This window comes from Methanomicrobiales archaeon (assembly GCA_030019205.1).
Lineage (GTDB): Archaea > Halobacteriota > Methanomicrobia > Methanomicrobiales > JACTUA01 > JASEFH01.
Genome location: JASEFH010000020.1, coordinates 32307 through 47400, shown reverse-complemented (window position 1 = coordinate 47400; position 15094 = coordinate 32307). Strand labels below are relative to the sequence as shown.

21 protein-coding genes and 1 tRNA gene are annotated in these 15094 nt (G+C 61.0%); 10 read left to right on the top strand and 12 right to left on the bottom strand.

Features of this window, described 5'->3' with window-relative positions:
- On the bottom strand, positions 1–446 hold a 446-nt coding region (locus QMC96_10660; GenBank protein MDI6877216.1), incomplete at its 3' end, for a transposase.
- Positions 447–782: 336 nt separating this feature from the next.
- Between QMC96_10660 and QMC96_10655 the strand changes: the two genes are divergently transcribed.
- From QMC96_10655 to QMC96_10640, 4 genes are all read left to right on the top strand, one after another.
- Complete coding sequence (locus QMC96_10655; GenBank protein MDI6877215.1) at positions 783–1118, top strand: hypothetical protein; 336 nt, start codon at positions 783–785, stop codon at positions 1116–1118.
- A gap of 464 nt (positions 1119–1582) precedes the next feature.
- Entirely contained in the window at positions 1583–2176 is a 594-nt protein-coding gene (locus QMC96_10650; GenBank protein MDI6877214.1) for an NAD(P)H-dependent oxidoreductase, read from the top strand.
- A 174-nt stretch (positions 2177–2350) separates the two neighbouring features.
- Positions 2351–2716, top strand: coding sequence for a hypothetical protein (locus QMC96_10645; GenBank protein ID MDI6877213.1), 366 nt, complete (start codon positions 2351–2353; stop codon positions 2714–2716).
- 126 nt (positions 2717–2842) lie between these two features.
- Positions 2843–3121, top strand: a complete 279-nt coding sequence (locus QMC96_10640) for a hypothetical protein (protein MDI6877212.1) — start codon at positions 2843–2845, stop codon at positions 3119–3121.
- 328 nt (positions 3122–3449) lie between these two features.
- Here the strand turns inward: QMC96_10640 and QMC96_10635 are convergent.
- A tRNA-Leu gene (locus tag QMC96_10635) sits at positions 3450–3534 on the bottom strand.
- A 156-nt stretch (positions 3535–3690) separates the two neighbouring features.
- On the opposite strand from QMC96_10635, the gene QMC96_10630 reads away from it, so the two are divergent.
- A complete protein-coding gene (locus QMC96_10630; GenBank protein MDI6877211.1) occupies positions 3691–4191 on the top strand; it encodes a regulator of amino acid metabolism, contains ACT domain protein in 501 nt (166 codons plus the stop codon).
- On the opposite strand, the gene QMC96_10625 is transcribed toward QMC96_10630, so the two are convergent.
- The 5 genes from QMC96_10625 to QMC96_10605 form a co-directional block, all read right to left on the bottom strand.
- The gene (locus QMC96_10625) at positions 4181–4678 is read right to left on the bottom strand and encodes an HD domain-containing protein (protein MDI6877210.1); all 498 of its coding nucleotides are present in this window, start codon (positions 4676–4678) and stop codon (positions 4181–4183) included. The two genes, QMC96_10630 and QMC96_10625, sit on opposite strands and share 11 nt — an antisense overlap.
- Entirely contained in the window at positions 4663–5178 is a 516-nt protein-coding gene (locus tag QMC96_10620; GenBank protein ID MDI6877209.1) for a transcription factor, read from the bottom strand. The genes QMC96_10625 and QMC96_10620 overlap by 16 nt, the downstream gene beginning before the upstream one ends.
- A 665-nt stretch (positions 5179–5843) precedes the next feature.
- Entirely contained in the window at positions 5844–6920 is a 1077-nt protein-coding gene (locus tag QMC96_10615) for an ATP-grasp domain-containing protein (GenBank protein MDI6877208.1), read from the bottom strand.
- Entirely contained in the window at positions 6914–7444 is a 531-nt protein-coding gene (locus QMC96_10610; GenBank protein ID MDI6877207.1) for a tRNA (cytidine(56)-2'-O)-methyltransferase, read from the bottom strand. The genes QMC96_10615 and QMC96_10610 overlap by 7 nt, the downstream gene beginning before the upstream one ends.
- Positions 7444–7725, bottom strand: coding sequence for a MarR family transcriptional regulator (locus QMC96_10605; protein ID MDI6877206.1), 282 nt, complete (start codon positions 7723–7725; stop codon positions 7444–7446). Before QMC96_10605 ends, QMC96_10610 begins: the two co-directional genes overlap by 1 nt.
- Before the next feature lie 82 nt (positions 7726–7807).
- Here QMC96_10605 and QMC96_10600 point away from each other — a divergent pair, with 82 nt between their 5' ends.
- Positions 7808–8194 (top strand): hypothetical protein, encoded by a 387-nt coding sequence (locus QMC96_10600; protein MDI6877205.1) that lies wholly within the window; start codon positions 7808–7810, stop codon positions 8192–8194.
- On the opposite strand, the gene QMC96_10595 is transcribed toward QMC96_10600, so the two are convergent.
- Complete coding sequence (locus tag QMC96_10595) at positions 8158–8907, bottom strand: UPF0280 family protein (GenBank protein MDI6877204.1); 750 nt, start codon at positions 8905–8907, stop codon at positions 8158–8160. The genes QMC96_10600 and QMC96_10595 overlap by 37 nt on opposite strands.
- Positions 8908–9059: 152 nt before the next feature.
- Here QMC96_10595 and QMC96_10590 point away from each other — a divergent pair, with 152 nt between their 5' ends.
- Entirely contained in the window at positions 9060–9806 is a 747-nt protein-coding gene (locus QMC96_10590) for an undecaprenyl diphosphate synthase family protein (protein ID MDI6877203.1), read from the top strand.
- 199 nt (positions 9807–10005) lie between these two features.
- Here the strand turns inward: QMC96_10590 and QMC96_10585 are convergent, their stop codons facing one another.
- Complete coding sequence (locus QMC96_10585; protein MDI6877202.1) at positions 10006–10281, bottom strand: hypothetical protein; 276 nt, start codon at positions 10279–10281, stop codon at positions 10006–10008.
- A 250-nt stretch (positions 10282–10531) separates the two neighbouring features.
- Here QMC96_10585 and QMC96_10580 point away from each other — a divergent pair, with 250 nt between their 5' ends.
- Positions 10532–11065: a tetratricopeptide repeat protein gene (locus tag QMC96_10580; protein ID MDI6877201.1), complete on the top strand. Its 534-nt coding sequence runs from the start codon at positions 10532–10534 to the stop codon at positions 11063–11065.
- A 7-nt stretch (positions 11066–11072) separates the two neighbouring features.
- Here QMC96_10580 and QMC96_10575 read toward each other — a convergent pair whose 3' ends face one another.
- Genes QMC96_10575 through QMC96_10565 form a run of 3 tightly spaced genes read right to left on the bottom strand, consistent with a single transcriptional unit; the run spans position 11073 to position 13960 of the window.
- Positions 11073–12029 (bottom strand): nucleoside recognition protein, encoded by a 957-nt coding sequence (locus QMC96_10575; GenBank protein ID MDI6877200.1) that lies wholly within the window; start codon positions 12027–12029, stop codon positions 11073–11075.
- A 39-nt stretch (positions 12030–12068) separates the two neighbouring features.
- The gene (locus QMC96_10570; GenBank protein ID MDI6877199.1) at positions 12069–12455 is read right to left on the bottom strand and encodes a 4Fe-4S binding protein; all 387 of its coding nucleotides are present in this window, start codon (positions 12453–12455) and stop codon (positions 12069–12071) included.
- On the bottom strand, positions 12455–13960 hold the full coding sequence (locus QMC96_10565) for a homocysteine biosynthesis protein (GenBank protein ID MDI6877198.1): 1506 nt from the start codon (positions 13958–13960) through the stop codon (positions 12455–12457). Before QMC96_10565 ends, QMC96_10570 begins: the two co-directional genes overlap by 1 nt.
- Positions 13961–14049: 89 nt before the next feature.
- On the opposite strand from QMC96_10565, the gene QMC96_10560 reads away from it, so the two are divergent.
- Positions 14050–14757, top strand: a complete 708-nt coding sequence (locus QMC96_10560) for a Nif3-like dinuclear metal center hexameric protein (GenBank protein ID MDI6877197.1) — start codon at positions 14050–14052, stop codon at positions 14755–14757.
- On the top strand, positions 14726–15076 hold the full coding sequence (locus tag QMC96_10555) for an SWIM zinc finger family protein (protein MDI6877196.1): 351 nt from the start codon (positions 14726–14728) through the stop codon (positions 15074–15076). Before QMC96_10560 ends, QMC96_10555 begins: the two co-directional genes overlap by 32 nt.
- Positions 15077–15094 lie beyond the last annotated feature (18 nt).

Sequence of the window (15094 nt, the reverse complement as noted above, 5' to 3'; positions counted from 1 at the left end):
TCAATCGGTCGGTTCAGGAACTCCTGAACCTTCTCATCGAGATCTTGCGCAATCCGGGAGACAGCTGAGGGCGAGATCCGGTCCACGCCGAGGTGAGAGACGATCTCCTGAATCTTCCGGGTCGATACGCCCTGGAGGTAGGATTCGATGATAGCATTCTCCAGGGCCTTCTCGACTCGGGAGTAGCGCTCGAAGACCTGCGTCTCAAAGGGGAATTCCCGGAATTGCGGTTTCTGGAGGGTGAGTTCTCCGACTCGCGTCTTCAGCGACCGATCTTTGTATCCGTTCCGATGGGCCTTTCTTCCATCGGTCCTCTCGTACCGGGCAGCTCCGGCCTGTTCCTCCGCTTCTGTCTGCATCACCTGATTCAGGAACCCGGTGAGAAGCTGGATCATCCCCTGCTTGTTGTCGATAAGGTAATGTCGTATGACGTCCTCAGGTACCATTGCCCTGTGTCCCTCCTTTGGTCAATTGGTGTTGGATACAGGGCAATTTCAATTTTACAGAATTATCGGGACACTACCAGAATTTTTCAGTGCAATGCAATTAAATTCCTTTTCGAATTTCTAATCTTTGAATTCTTATAAGTATAGGATATCGGAATAGTAGATCACGACGGTTATTGCATAGGCGCCTGATGATCAAGGGCGCTGTTCGAAAGATGCTGGGGCAGGGCCATATCACATCGTGCAGGGATATCGGCACATGCGGGAAGGACGGACAAAGGAATCGAGCGTTTCTATCAATCCATCGCTGCAAATACGAAGGATCTGGATGCCTGTATGGGCAAGGGGGCCTGCCTGATCAAGATGGGCCACCGTGCACCGCCCCTGAACTGCTTCAACAGAGTGCTTGAGCTTGAGGGCATCTGGGAGCTGCCTTCCGGAAGGGGGGTGTGCCCGGTCTACCTAGGCCTGATCGACGAAGCGCTCAAAAGTTTCGATCTCGTACTCGAGATCAACCCCCGCTACGACGCCGCGTGGGACAACAAAGCGGTCTGTCACCAGCCCCCGGGCAACCGCACCAGGGCCGAAGAGTGCATCGCCATCGGGATGCAGCTCCGCGGCGAGCATCGGGAATACCAGCCCCTGCTCGGGAGCTGGTACACCTCGCGCTGATACCTCGCGCTGATCACTTTGGAAAATTAACCCGCGGAACGGCACGCATCTGCCGAAGTCTACCTCACCATCCCTCTGCATCCAGGCTCCGTTCCATGGCGGAGGCGAGATTCTCCGCAAGTTGAAGACCGGTATCCGACTTTGACAGCAGGCAATCCTTTCGGAAGGACCCTCCGGAACGTACGCTCTCCCCGACCATGCATGATGATGCGAGGATCGTTTGCCGAGGGCAACTTCCCAGTGATCTTTGCGAATGGATCGAAATACCCGTGAATCCAGAAGATGCGAGGGAAGGGATTGCCAAACGCCACTTCAATGCTTTTTTTTCATGGCGACGCGCGCAATATCCACCTGCCCAAACCATATTCCCAACACCCGTGCCGCATTTCCCCGGCAGGAAAACCCCTGCTGACGATTATTTTGACATTATCAATATTTTTAGGGATAGACGAAACATAGACAATATGCATGTCTATATTCTCTTCACTCACCCGAGCAAAATATCCTTCAATAGGGAGGTTCTCGATGCATTCACTCGAGGTCTCAAAGAAGCGGGGCATACATACGAAATTGGCGATTTATACGCGATGGGATTCAAATCAGAAATGGATGCAGACCAGTATCACCGGGAAGTCGGCCTTGATCCCGATGCACCGATACCACACGATGTCGCCAGAGAACAGGAAAAGATTAACCGTGCCGACGCCCTGGCGTTTATCTATCCGGTATGGTGGAGTGACTGCCCTGCAAAGCTCAAAGGTTGGTTTGACAGAGTTTTGACATACGGATATGCTTATTATTATGATGAAAATGGACAAAGGCAGACGAAGATTTCCATCAGAAGAGCAATAGTAATCTGTTCGACAGGTCACACAGGAGAACACCTCGAAGGGACGGGTATTGCCGAGAGCATGCGACGTGTCATGATAAATGATAGATTGCTTGGTGTGGGTGTGAAAGAAGCGACGATGGAAATTCTTGGAGGGATGATGCCGCAGGACAGGTCCTCAAGGGAGACAAATCTGAAAAAAGCCTACAATCTTGGCAAAAACCTATAAAAAGAAGGGTATTGACCATCCGATTCGAGAGGACAACCAATGCATGCCCTTTCATGAGTGGCATTCTGTCACGATAATGACCAGTGACTCCTCTTTTTGTCATACCATGACACTCCGACGCGGCATGGCGATCTTGAGATTTGAATACGATTATCAACAGGGGAGATTCATGGCATGAGACAGTTCCTCACCACACCGGCCGCGGGGAAGAGACTTATCGGCAAAGCACTGGCAGTGCATCCTGAAATGCGAAGGACACTTGATTGTGGGACTCTTGGAATCGTGGCAGGTACAACAAACGGTTACGTGGCCGAGGAAATATTTGCGACAATGAAAAGAAGGGAGGGCTTCAGTCGAACCCGGTTCTTCCGTGGCATCGCCCTTCCCCCATCTCATCCCACAACCGACACCGGACGGCCGCCCGATGAGAGCAAATTCCCCGGTGACGTGATAATCACCGACGGCGTTTGGCAGAAGGGCAAAACAATTTCTGCAATGCGACGCCAATCGTTCCTCCTTCGGGATGACCTATATAAATAGCCGCCCGTTTCCGATTCGGATCGAGAGCATTTGCCCCTTTCAGGATAATATCACCTTTTTTTTTTAAGTCGTCAACCACATCAGGCCGTAGTTGGCCGCCGCGTCCGTTTGATGGTGCCTGTCGGGTTGGAAAAGCGCATTTCTGGCGATCTTGATGACCTGGCAGGAAAATTAAATGTGCCAGGAGCGCATGGCCCACGCCTCCTTCCCGTACCCGGTCAGGTATTTACGGAGATCGACGCCATCGTCCTGTTGACTGGTGCAAAGGCAGAGCTGGTTGCCGGTGGCGGCGTTTGCGGAGCTGAAGGCAGCGTCTGGTTAGCTGTAAGTGGCGAACCAGAACAGGAAGAAGCCGCGAACAATCTCATGAGGTCGATATCTCGTGAACCACCATTTTCTCTCTGATGAGCTTAGTTCCTCTCCGTCATAGAAACAAAAGATTCCGCACTATTAACACATGAAAAAGTGCGCACCGACAGAGGGATTATTGAACGCGTTCAAATATGAGGAAAAACGTAGATGGGATACAATTGGCAATATCTGAAACGAATCAAAGAGAGGGAAGTGCTCAAAGATTTTTCAAAGAATGCCGTGAACCGGGCATGCTTCCTGTGTGCTGAAGCCAGGCATGAGTATCGTCACCGAAGGATTCTTGCCGGGTACCTGAAAAAGCCATTCGACGGAACTGAGATGGTCCATCTTTGGGAATAGAGAGGCAAGACACCTGAGAATATGCGAGGGATGGGATTTGAACCCAAGAACTCCTTCGAGACTGGCCCCTCAAGCCAGCGCCTTTGACCTGGCTCGGCAACCCTCGCTCGACTCTAGTACTTCGTGTTGTCATCTCAAATACCTTGCGTTCGGAGAGGCGCCAGCCATACGCCGGCAGATTGCCGCGGGAAGATCCGGTCTTGCGGCGCTCCGGCGCATGCAACCATCCATGTATATCCCTGTGCCATGCTAAGTAATCCGGTATGTGGGCGGATATCATGCGGGAGTTTCAGGACTCCCCCTCCCAGGCACGGGTGGTGCGGTTCCTGCTGGAGAACGGATTCGGGATCAGCGAAAGCGGGAAGATCGCCTGCAACGGCGTGGAGATTCCCGCCACGCACATAGCAAAGGCGATCGGGGCCGACAGACGGGTGGTGGATGCGACGGCGCAGCATATCCTGGATCGGCCGTTTCTGAAGGATATCTTCCTGAACATTCGGGCGACGCCCGATCTCTCGCGCGTCGCCGAACACCTCGGGCTCTCGGTGATCACGGTGCTCCCGCGCAACGCCCAGGAGCGGGGTATCGTGGGAGCGGTGGTGGGCGTGCTCTCCCGCCACAACCTCAACCTCCGCCAGATCTTCGTCACCGATCCCTACTTCAGCGAGGAGCCACGGCTGGTCGTCATCCTGGACGAACCGCTGCCTTCCGGCGTTCTGGAGGAGTTGAAGAGCCTCCCTGCGGTTCGGAAGATCATCCTCTGAACAGCTCCACATCCAGGCAGAGGCGGTAGATCCGCTTCCGATACCGCCTCTTCAGCCATGTGGACTGCTGCAGCAGCCGATAGATGGAAGCCTCCCGATCGCCTTCAACCAGATTATCCGCGTGGGCGACGATCCGCTCCTCGAGGGTCTGCGGCATGCAGTCTTTCGGGGGAATCTCCAGCAGGCTGCATTCGTCGGCGGTAAGTCCGCCGCCGATGTGCCGCTCCACGATCCGTGCGACCGGCTCCGGCAGACCCCGCGAGCGGCAGAGTGAGGCGCCGATCTGCGCGTGCTCGACCGAATGGGTGACGCTGCGTCCGATGTCGTGCAGCATCGCGCCCGCTCTCAATAGGTTCCGGTCGACCAGGGGGCTGCCCTCCCATGCCCGTGCGACGGCCGCGACGGCCCGGCAGTGAGCGAGCACTCCGGCATCGACACCTGTCTCGATGAGGATCCTCTCGGGGTCCCCGATCACTGCCCCAGACATTCTCGTATGGCTGCCGTCCTCTTTTTCAGGGCACGGAGCAGCATCTCGTTCTCGTAGTGAGCGACCTCCTGTCCGCAGCGGGGGCATATGAAGCCGAGATCGGCCACCTCGATAAAGGTGAACCGTCCGCAGTCGGCGCACATGAAGAAGTCGTTCTCCTCCTCGAACCGCTCACGGGCCTCGAGCTTCTCGAGAATCGCCCGCATATCTTCGCGGATGGCGTCATAGATCGCATTCAGGTTCAGTTTCCAGAGGTAGGTGAGCCAGCCGGTCTCGGCGTTCTTGATCCTGCGGTACTCGGCGAGCCTCCTCTCGTAGAGCGTATAGAGCGTGTGCCGTACTGTGTTCAGGTTGATACCGGTCTTGGCGGCCAGATCCTCGTCGCTGTACTCGCCTTCGTCGGGAAACCTTCTCAGCAGATCCAGACCCTCCTCTCCCACCAGGCGGTGCAGGTAGATCCGAATGGCTGGGTCCTCCAGAAGATCCTCTTTCTTCACCATGCCCGTCTCTCCGTGATCTATCCCCCGTATCGTAAATGATACCAAAAGCTACGTATGCATTGTGATGCTGCACTTAAATAGACTGCGCCTGCTGCCGTTCGGCTGGAGCGCTCTCTCGGGATCGAGAGTCCTCCGCACTCCCGTGAGGAAACCCGGGCAGGCGATTTTCTGCGGGGCTGGCGACCCCGTCCAGCTCGACTCGAGAGGGCATGCTGGGAGCGTTCGCGGCAGGGGGCATAGCCCCCTCACCATTGGCGAGATCGCGCCCGAATAGGGGAGGATGGGATTCTCTGCAACGGGTTGCGAACGCGATCCCTCTCTGAGGGCTGATCAGATCTGCGTTCCAACCGTGAGCGGGACGGGATCGGTCGTGAGTCTCCAAGAAAAATCCCGCAGGGAGCGGTGATACGGGAAGAGACGGCATATGTCGTTCACCCGGATGAATCGCGAGCAGGGGTGTGGGAGCGGAATGGCGGAGGGGAGCGCACTCCATCGCCCTCGTGTGCGATAAGGCATGCATCGCATCCGATCGTCGCCGGGAGAATGGCCCCTCACCGGGCAGGCTGTGCCGTTCTTGAATCCAGAGATCCCTCCCTCTCACCCCGCCGCTGTCTCGGTTTCTCGATGGGCTGCGGGATGACTGAGTGGGCGGATTCTTTCAGCCGTTACTGCAGCAGCCTCCGCACCTGATCAGTCGTCCTGTCGAGCATCCCGAACGCCGCTTCGGGGGTCTCTCCCCAGCCATAGAGGGATATGATCGCCTGCCCCTCCTCCACATCCGTTCCCGGCCAGGGGATGTCCGCCACCCGGGGGGAGAGCGGGGCCAGGTCCGCACGGATGGTCCGATCGCGCTCCGAGAACAGGATGCGGCGCACGGCGAACCGCGAGGGCGCCGGCATGCGCTCCGGCAGCCGCCCACGGCAGGCGTCCATATGGAGGCGGAAGAGGTTCAGCCCCGTCGCCATCTCCACGGTGTCCAGCGTTGCCTGGAACCGGGGATTGATCTCGATGGCGAAGGCGTCCTCACCCAGCACGAAGTCCACCCCGATGGATCCGATGCAGCCGCTTGCCCCGGCGATCTCCTCGGCAAGGCGGATCATCCGTGCGGAGAGCGGATGATTCGGGAGCGGCGTGAGGGAGCCGGAGAATCCAAACTGCCGCTCCCCCTCCCCCCGCAGCAGCTGGCGGTTGGCCGCCACAGCCCGCGCACGCGATCCGTCCGCCAGGCAAGAGACGCTGGCCGCCGTTCCAGAGACCATACGCTGGGCGATGTAGGGGTGATCGCCGAAGACCTCCCGCCAGCGCGCCTCCTCTTCGGTGTTGCGCACCATCTGGTTCCGCCATCCCCCCGCCCCCCGGCGGGGCTTCAGCATGGCGGGATACTCCCCCGCCGCGGCAAGAGGCGGTGCGGGGAAACGGTTCTCCTCCAGGAACCGCTGGATCTCCAGTTTGTCGAGGTAACGCTCGACTTGGCGGGGCGGGGTCCCGTAGAGGGGTACCGGGGCGGCGATCTCCTCGGCGCCCGATGTGACGACCAGGATGTCGATAGAGTGCAGACGCGCCATCTCCGCCACCTTCTCCCCGATCTCGTCCAGTTCCTGGAATTTCACGCACTCCTGCGCATACCAGCCGAGATCCTGATCGCAGAAGTGGTCGATCGCGTACACGGCGTAGCCGGCGCGGCGAGCCGACTGCACCACGTGCCGCGTGGCAAAACCCGCGACGAGAACCCGCCCTAGCATATTTCGTGCGTCTTCTTCCCGTGTTCGCTCGGCTCAACGCGGATGCGGGCGCCGGGGAACTCCCGCTCTAGTTCTCGCCCCTCAAAGAGGCGGTCCAGAAACACCGCGAGGCTGGAGATCTCGGAGTGCGGCTGACCCGTCACGGCGACGTTGAAGTCGGCGAGCCCGTATACCTCGCCCGGCACCTTCTCCGCCCCCACCACGACCAGCACCCGTTCGCAGGCGCGGATTCTCGCCACGACCTGCTGGACGGGCATCCCGTACATGGTGAGGTGGACGACAGTGCCGCCACCCCCCTTCCATTCCTGTATGCAGCGCCGCCATTTCACCCCGTCCTGCACGAAAAACTGCCCGCCCCAGCGCTCCACCACGTCTCGCAGGCTCTGGACGAGGCCCGCGTCCTCGGCCGCGATGTAGATCCCCTCTGCCCCGAAGGCCCGGGCTGCCAGCCCAACGTGCGTGGTCACCCGCTGATCCCGGACCGGACGGTGGCCAAGGCGGAGAACCGCGACGGCCGGCACCATCAGGGCATCCTCTTCTGTCTGACTTTGATCACGCCGTTCTCCACGTAGACGGGAAAGTCGTCGTTGTACCGGGCCTGGCAGCGCACGATGGACTCTCCGATCGAGAGCGCCCTCAGCTCCGCGCCCTCCCGCCCGATGAGAAGGCTCGCCTCCAGCCGCTGCAGGGACTCTTCGATGGTGTCCGGGTCCAGGTCAAGGATGCCGACGATCGACTCCCGTGTCGTTGCCCTGCCTCCGCTGATCAGGCAGTAGACCGCCCAGTCACGCTCTTCTTCTCGCACACATAATCTATCACTCTGGAGAGCGATATACTATCCTGCCCATCGCGGAAGGGGCGGTGGCTTGACAGGGAGGTGCTTCCGAATGGACTACTACGAACTCGCGGAACTGGCGGACGGGGTGCTGGAGATCGGCGGCGATTCGGTTGAAGATCTTGCGGAGGCGCTCGACCGCCTCTCCGAGGGCGAGCGGGAGGATCTTCTCCACTCCGATTTTCTCAACGCCTATCAGGTCTTCTACTACCATTTCCGCGAGAACCCCTCGGAACTGGGGCAGGAACGGCTGATCCTGACGCCGGCCTCCCTCATCGCGGGCGGGGTCCTGGTCGAGGAGGTCGACGACTACGAGATCCTTTTCCTGCTGGAGGGATCCGTTCCGATCGTCGCTGTCTCGGACGGCAAAGCGGTTCTGGCCCGGTTCGAGGGCGGGAGCGCCTACCGGGGTGCGTTCCGCTGGATCGAGGAGAGTTGATAGAGCGCTCTGCCGGCCGTGATTCGATCCCGCCCGACAGCGGCGGGGACGAGGGGCGGGAGATCCCCCCACTGTACCACGCAGTCGCCCATCACGATAAGGACCCCGATCACGTCGGTACCGGCGAGCCGCTCCAGGCAGCGCTGGTCCTGCGGCGTGACTTCGTTGCAGATCGCGGTTGCCCAGGCATCGGCGCTCGCCACATTCCGCGAGAGGACCGTAACGGCGTCCGCCATCCCGAAACTGATGGAGGGTCCGACCGTGGCTGACGAGGTGCAGATCCCGAGAATCTGCTCCTGGGGAGGGACGAGAAGCGCGATCCGGTCCGAGAGCGGTGAATCGCCCGCGTGGATGCCGACACGGAGACTCCGGTCGCTCACCAGGGCGATATCGCCCCCGTTGTCGATCACGGCGAATGGAGCGCCGCACGCCTGCATCGCTTCGACCCCCGCCCAGGCGATCGCCCCGGCAACCGCCGCCATCGGACCCACGCCGGGCGAAGCGGAAGCCTCTGCCATCCGCACCACGGTCCGCAGCTCGCAGCGGGGACGGTAGGCCTCGAGAGTGGCAGCAAAGAAGGGGTCGGCCGCGATGCACCGCTCCACCTCCTGGTGCGCCGCGATCAACCCCTCTTTTGCCGCGGCGACATGCTCTTCGCTGTCGGCGAGGATCGTCGTGATCGTCTCTTTGAACTCGAAGTGCTCCCGCAGCATGGTCTCCCGCTGTCCGTCCCCAACAGGTGGGGGCTGCCCGTACGATGGCTTCTTATATTATCAGTATCATCGTCTGCTCGAAAAAGGTAGCTTACCTGTCTGTAACGGTCCAGAGATTCCGATTGGCGGCGGACGCACGGGGTGGCAGGCCCATGGTAGAGGATGCGCTCGGGGAAAGGAGACGGAAGGCGGGAACGGGGGAATTCCGAGAGAGCAGCACGGTGTGCCCCGAGCGGGACGGCGTGCCGAAGTTCAGCCGCCTGCCCCGCCACATCGGAGTGATTCCGGACGGCAACCGCCGCTGGGCCATAGCGCGGGGTCTCCCCAGACACGCCGGGTATGAGAAAGGAATCGCTCCGGGATTCCAGCTCCTCGACCTCTGCATCGCACTCGGCATCGAGGAGCTCTCCGTCTACGGATTCACGCAGGACAACACCAAGCGCCCCCCGATCCAGCGGGAAGCCTATTCGAAGGCCTGCGTTCTCGCCGTTGACAAGCTCAAAGAGAAAGATGCCGCACTGCTGGTCGTGGGGAACACCGCATCCCCGATGTTCCCGAAGGAGCTGCTGCCCTATACCCGGAGGACGGTCTTCGGGCGGGGCACGATCCGGGTCAACCACCTGATCAACTACAGCTGGCAGTGGGACATTAACCAGCTGACCGCCGCCGGCGGCACTCCCCAGCGAGACGTGCTCTCCTCCATCGGATCCGCGGGCGTCTCCCGGATCGACCTGATCATCCGCTGGGGCGGGCGGAGAAGGTTATCGGGATTCCTACCCGTACAGTCGGTATATGCCGATATCTACGTGGTGGATGCACTCTGGCCCGACTTCCGCCCCGAGCACCTCTACCAGGCGCTGCAGTGGTACCAAGAGCAGGATGTGACCCTCGGTGGGTGAACTGTCCCCCCGTCGGGGCATACCTCACAAAGGTGCAGCATCCCGTTCAGCGCAGTCGAACCGTGGGGAAGAGGGGATGCGGTTCTGCGTCCCTGGAAACCTGCTGATCATCTCCTTCGGGACCTGCCGACATCGCGGATTCCCGTCTGCGCCCGCTCCCGATGTCCCGCCGTATCCCCTCCCGTTTCACCCTGCGCTTTCAGATTGTCTTCTGGACCTCCCAGATGTACTGAAGACGCCCGTTCCCTTCCACTTCCCGCCGTGCCGTCACGCCGAAGGGGAACCTCGATTTTCCCCAGGTCTGGTGGTAGAGGTAATTGAGGAAGTTGGTGAGGATCGGCACGTAGGATAGCGGGAGATCGTAGATCTCCCGCAGTTCGCGGGCATCAATCCAGATTCTATCCGCCCCCTTCTGGCCGAAATGCCGTATGATTACATTGACCAGGTTTTTTTGTATCTCAGCAGGCATATTCATGGACGAAAAATAATTACCCGCATATTTATATTTTACTGATTTAACTATTTTTATTATTGTTATAATATATGATAATATGATTATAGGGAATATTCCACCTGCGGTACATGTGCGATATGCATGGTGGGGAGACACATCCGTGGATGTGGCAATCGCCTTTGCCGTGAGGGGTGCCGAACCCCCCCCGCCGCAGGGTGCGGGGTCCTCCGGTACCGCATGTTTTATATGGGCGCCCGCACCTTCCCCTGCCATGGCAGATCCCGGGAATGCGGAAGGCTGGATCGAGAGGGGAGACGCCCTTTACGCCCAGCAGAAGTTCAAGGATGCGGCGGATGCCTATGCCAGGGCGGCGGAGCTCGAACCGGAGAACGCACGGGCCCACTTCAGCCGCGGGAACGCCCTCTTCTCAATGGGGCACTACGAGGATGCGCTGGACGCCTACGATCGGACTCTCTCCCTGGACAGCGGCCACGCCCGGGCCTGGAACAACCGGGGGATCGTGCTTGCAACCCTGGGGCGGTACGACGAGGCCCTTGCCTGCTACGAGAGGAGCATCGCACTGGATGCCTCCAACGTCTTTACGTGGTACAACAAGGGGCTCGCCCTCGCCAACAGCAATCGCTTCGAGGAGGCGATACCGGCGTACGACCGCGCCCTCGAAATCGACGAGAATAACGCGGAGATCTGGATCCTGAAGGGCATGGCATACCGGAAGCTGGGGCGGGGGGTCGAGGCCGATGCGGCCATGGCGCGTGCTGCCGAACTGAACGAGCGTTACCGCTGACCGACGGCTACCAGAGCCAGGCAAGCAGGAAGATCGCTGCCAGTACAAGCCCGTTCTGGAGCAGCGTGGAGACGATCATGATCTGGGTCCCGAGCCGCACCCCGAAGATGGCGATGTAGAACGATCCGAGCCAGCGGAAGGAGTAGATGACGCTGGAGAGGAGGTTGCCGACGAGGAGCGCCAGGACCGCATCCCTGCCGGAGATGTCCCCGGCCGCCAGCAGTGCGGAGGCCACGCTCGCCGCAGCGACGAACGAACCCAGTTTTGCGGCAACGATGCCGATCCCCTCCGCCGGGATGGGGAAGTAGCCCGACACCCCCCCCAGGTACGCGCCGATCGCCTCGAACACGCCCCCCTCGATGAGAAGCGCCACCAGGACGAGCGTCGGGATCATGATAACGAGAATTCTCCGCAGGGTCTGTGCGGAGGCTGCGAGGGCATCGCGGAGGACCGCCCTCGCGGATACCGCCCTCACCACCCCCGCCCCCTCCTCGGTGCCCGTCTCAACGGCGCCGCGGGGCGGAAGGAGCAGGTGCCCGGCGACCAGGATGATAGCGGTCTTTGCAAAGCCGACCGCGGTCAGGATGAGGAAGTAGATCAGCCCGTAGATTCCCATGAGGGGCAGGTAGACCGGCAGCAGGTAGCGCCAGTGCATCACGATGGCGGGGAACGAGTTCATGAGGGCCGAGAGTTTCAGCTCCCGCTCGCCGAGGCGCCCTGTGTGGTGGTAATCGACGAGCATCGCATCCGCCGCCTGTGAGGAGAAGAATGCCGTCATGAAGCTGACGCCGCTCTCCGGCGGGAGATGGGCAAATGCGGTGATCGGACGGGCGGCCCGGGAGATGCGCTCGGTGAACCGCAGGGCCATCAGAATCTCGGCTGCGACCACCCCCAGGATCACCGCCGGCACCGTCTGCAGGAGGAGCGTGGCGGCATGGACTGCCGCGTCGGCGAACAGCGTCATGGGCGGTTACCCGCGTGCGGAGAGGAGGTGCGGCCCCTCTCATACTCTCTGCGAGAGCGCACCGTGCGGACAGGCGAGTATGCACTTACCGCAGAGGACGCAGCGCTCCTCGCGGAGGCGGACGTGCCATTCGGCATCGTAGCTGAAGACGTCCCGCGGGCAGACGCTGATGCAGGCCCCGCAGTCGATGCACTCCTCCTCGTCCCGGAGGATGGAATCCTCGATCACCCGCACCTCTGCGCCCATCGCCTCCATCCTCTCCCGGAGCATGTCCGCCTGTTTGTCCGGCACGTCGATCAGCACCTCGCCGGAGGTGGAGTCGATATTGGCACGGTCGATGCAGATCAGCACCCCCGTCTCCCGGACCAGCCGCGCGATGATCGGTTCGCGGATCTGCCGCTTGGAGAACTTCACCAGGAGCTTCACTACGGTTCCCTCCGGCTGATGAGTTTGCCGAGATCGAGCGCCGTCAGCATCCCGACCACCTGGTCGCCGGCGTCCACCACGGGCAACGCGCTGATGTTGTTCTTCTTCAGTTTCTGGGCCGCCACATCCACCGCCTCGTCGGGGGTCGTCTTGATTACCCGCCGTGTCATGATATCCTTGACCTTGTGCAGCGTGCCGGGACGGAGCACCGCCTTCGATACATCGTATGTGGTGACGATTCCGACGAGCCGCCCCTCACGGTCCTCCACCGGAATGTGGTTGGTCTCGCCCTTGAGGAGCTTCTCGGCGGCGGTGGCGATCGCATCGTCTTCGAGCACGCTCACCACTGTGCGGTCCATGATCTCCCGCACGCGGGGCGAGCGGGACGTCTCCCGCATCGGGCGCGCGACCTTCCGCCCGTCGATGCGGCGGGTGGGGAGGGCAAGTGTAAAATCGCCCCTCTCTATCCAGCGCTTCAGCTCCTCTGCCACCTCGCGGGCCTTACGGAAGCTGGAGAGCGAGGAGGTCTTCACCTCCTCGCCGTTCAGATCGACCCGCCCGCTCTTCAGCTCCGCATATGTCACCGTGCGGAGCGAGGGCCGATCCCGCTGGGGAATGCCGTAGTCGATGATATTCGTCTGGATGTCGGCATCGGTTATTGCCGTGCTCCGCACGATATCGAGGTCCAGGACCGGGATGGGAACGCCCACGCCGATGTAGAGGGTGACGCCGTAGCCGTGCAGGACCGCCGCCCGCATGAAATCCTGGCGCATCTGCTTCATGTCGCCGCTCACCATCAGTGTTCCGAAGCGGCTGCCGGGGGAGTGCTGCGTCCCCTCCCCGACGATCATCCCCTCGGCTCCGCCCAGGAAGATGGGAACCCCGCGTCCGATGGTGCGGAGCGCGGGATCGTTGGAGATCGGGGAGAGCACGCCGGCCCCGGAGTAGGTGATGTTGCCGCAGTGGGGGAGGAGCATCCCCATGTAGGTGAAGAGCGTGCGGTCTGTGGAGTTGGTCGCGGCGTTGTAGCGCTGATAGGCGTTTCTGGGGTTGCACATGATCGCCTGGTTGAGATCCTCGATCTGGAGCTCGGTCGTCAGCGTTCGGCGGGGATAGCAGTCCGTGCCCCGGGAGACGGCCCGGAGTTCCACCACGTTGCCGGCGACGAACTCCTCCAGCACGTGGGCTCCACCGTAGGAGTCTTCGCGAGTGGTCGAGGGCTGTGTGGCCCCGAGGAACGCGTCGACCGCCGCAATCCCTCCGTAGGCCTCCACGTCATTCAGCCACAGCCGCTCCATCCGGATGGGCGGATCAGCATGGCCGAAGTTCAAAAATGCACCAGACGAGCACATCGCCCCGAAGGTCCCCGTCGTTACCACGTCCACCTCGCGGAGAGCCTCCTCCTCACCAAGCTCACGCACCAGGAGGGGCATCTCTTCCGCCGTCACGACGCGGGCGCTCCCATCCCGGATTCGCTGATTGATGAGCTCGATGGATTTGTCCATATCGTATTGTAGTGAACGGTATTACTTATAGATGTGTTTATCCCGCCAGGTAATACAATCTATTTAACCTCCCGGGGCGTATATATTCTATGAATATTCGGGCAGCCATCCGGGATCTGGAGCGCATCGCTCCTCCGGACCTGGCGGATCCGATGGATGAGGGAAGGATCGGCCTTATCATCGAGGGGCGCGAGGAGATCGAGCGGATCGGCTGTGCGCTGGATGCCACGCCCGCCGTAGCGGAGTCTGCAGTCCTTTCGTCTATCGATCTCCTGGTTGTCCACCACACCCCTCTCTTCACGCCCACGACCTCGGTCCGGGGCTTCCTGGCACGGGCGGTGCGTCCCCTGCTCACGGGCGGAATCAACCTCTATGTGATGCACACTAACTTCGACCGAGCCCGGGGCGGGATCAACGACACTCTCGCGGGTCTGCTCGGCCTCCGCAATGTGGAGCCCCTCTCGATGGGCTGTATCGGCGATGCGACCCTGCCGCTCGCCGAGATGGTGCGAAGGCTGGAGGGCGGGGTGCGTATCTGGGGAAAAGTTGACAGGATCCGCAAGCTTGCTGTGGCGGGCGGCAGCGGATTCGATCCTGTCCTCCTCGAGGAGGCCGCGGAGCGTGGCGCGGATGCATTCCTCTCGGCGGAGCTGCGCCACCACGTGGCCATCGCATCCCCCCTCCCCTGCATCGAGTCCACGCACCACGCCCTGGAGGCCCCCGGGATGCGGGCCCTTGCCCGCCGCATGAATTGGGAGTTCATCGATGAGTCGCCAAGTATCCGTTACCAGGAATGACCTGTGGCAGCGCCTCATGGGAGAGAGCGGTCTCACCCCCGAGGTCGAGGACGAGATCGGGATACGGTTCGGCGAGCGCGGCAGGAAGGCGCTCGCCGCTGTTAAAGAGGGGCGGGTGAAGCGCTACCGCGATTTCTTCGTGGTCGTCGGCTATCACGACGAGTACGTGGTGGAGGAGGACTTCTGCAGCTGCCGTGACTTCCTCTTCCGGGGAAGAGAGTGCTCGCACATCCTCGCCGTCGCGATCGCCGAGGCGACCGGCCTGTACGAGACGTTCAGCCTCTGGTACGTCGATGCCCTGGACAGGGAGACGCCGTAGCAAACAATTTTTATCACT

Coding starts and splice junctions, on each gene's coding strand:
- QMC96_10555 (MDI6877196.1), top strand. CDS start 14,726: ATGAGTCGCCAAGTATCCGTTACCAGGAATGACCTGTGGCAGCGCCTC.
- QMC96_10625 (MDI6877210.1), bottom strand. CDS start 4,678: ATGTCTGGGGCAGTGATCGGGGACCCCGAGAGGATCCTCATCGAGACA.
- QMC96_10645 (MDI6877213.1), top strand. CDS start 2,351: ATGAGACAGTTCCTCACCACACCGGCCGCGGGGAAGAGACTTATCGGC.
- QMC96_10620 (MDI6877209.1), bottom strand. CDS start 5,178: ATGGTGAAGAAAGAGGATCTTCTGGAGGACCCAGCCATTCGGATCTAC.
- QMC96_10610 (MDI6877207.1), bottom strand. CDS start 7,444: ATGGTGCCGGCCGTCGCGGTTCTCCGCCTTGGCCACCGTCCGGTCCGG.
- QMC96_10650 (MDI6877214.1), top strand. CDS start 1,583: ATGCATGTCTATATTCTCTTCACTCACCCGAGCAAAATATCCTTCAAT.
- QMC96_10560 (MDI6877197.1), top strand. CDS start 14,050: ATGAATATTCGGGCAGCCATCCGGGATCTGGAGCGCATCGCTCCTCCG.
- QMC96_10615 (MDI6877208.1), bottom strand. CDS start 6,920: ATGCTAGGGCGGGTTCTCGTCGCGGGTTTTGCCACGCGGCACGTGGTG.
- QMC96_10580 (MDI6877201.1), top strand. CDS start 10,532: ATGGCAGATCCCGGGAATGCGGAAGGCTGGATCGAGAGGGGAGACGCC.
- QMC96_10595 (MDI6877204.1), bottom strand. CDS start 8,907: ATGCTGCGGGAGCACTTCGAGTTCAAAGAGACGATCACGACGATCCTC.
- QMC96_10565 (MDI6877198.1), bottom strand. CDS start 13,960: ATGGACAAATCCATCGAGCTCATCAATCAGCGAATCCGGGATGGGAGC.
- QMC96_10590 (MDI6877203.1), top strand. CDS start 9,060: ATGGTAGAGGATGCGCTCGGGGAAAGGAGACGGAAGGCGGGAACGGGG.
- QMC96_10600 (MDI6877205.1), top strand. CDS start 7,808: ATGGACTACTACGAACTCGCGGAACTGGCGGACGGGGTGCTGGAGATC.
- QMC96_10585 (MDI6877202.1), bottom strand. CDS start 10,281: ATGAATATGCCTGCTGAGATACAAAAAAACCTGGTCAATGTAATCATA.
- QMC96_10575 (MDI6877200.1), bottom strand. CDS start 12,029: ATGACGCTGTTCGCCGACGCGGCAGTCCATGCCGCCACGCTCCTCCTG.
- QMC96_10630 (MDI6877211.1), top strand. CDS start 3,691: ATGTGGGCGGATATCATGCGGGAGTTTCAGGACTCCCCCTCCCAGGCA.
- QMC96_10655 (MDI6877215.1), top strand. CDS start 783: ATGGGCAAGGGGGCCTGCCTGATCAAGATGGGCCACCGTGCACCGCCC.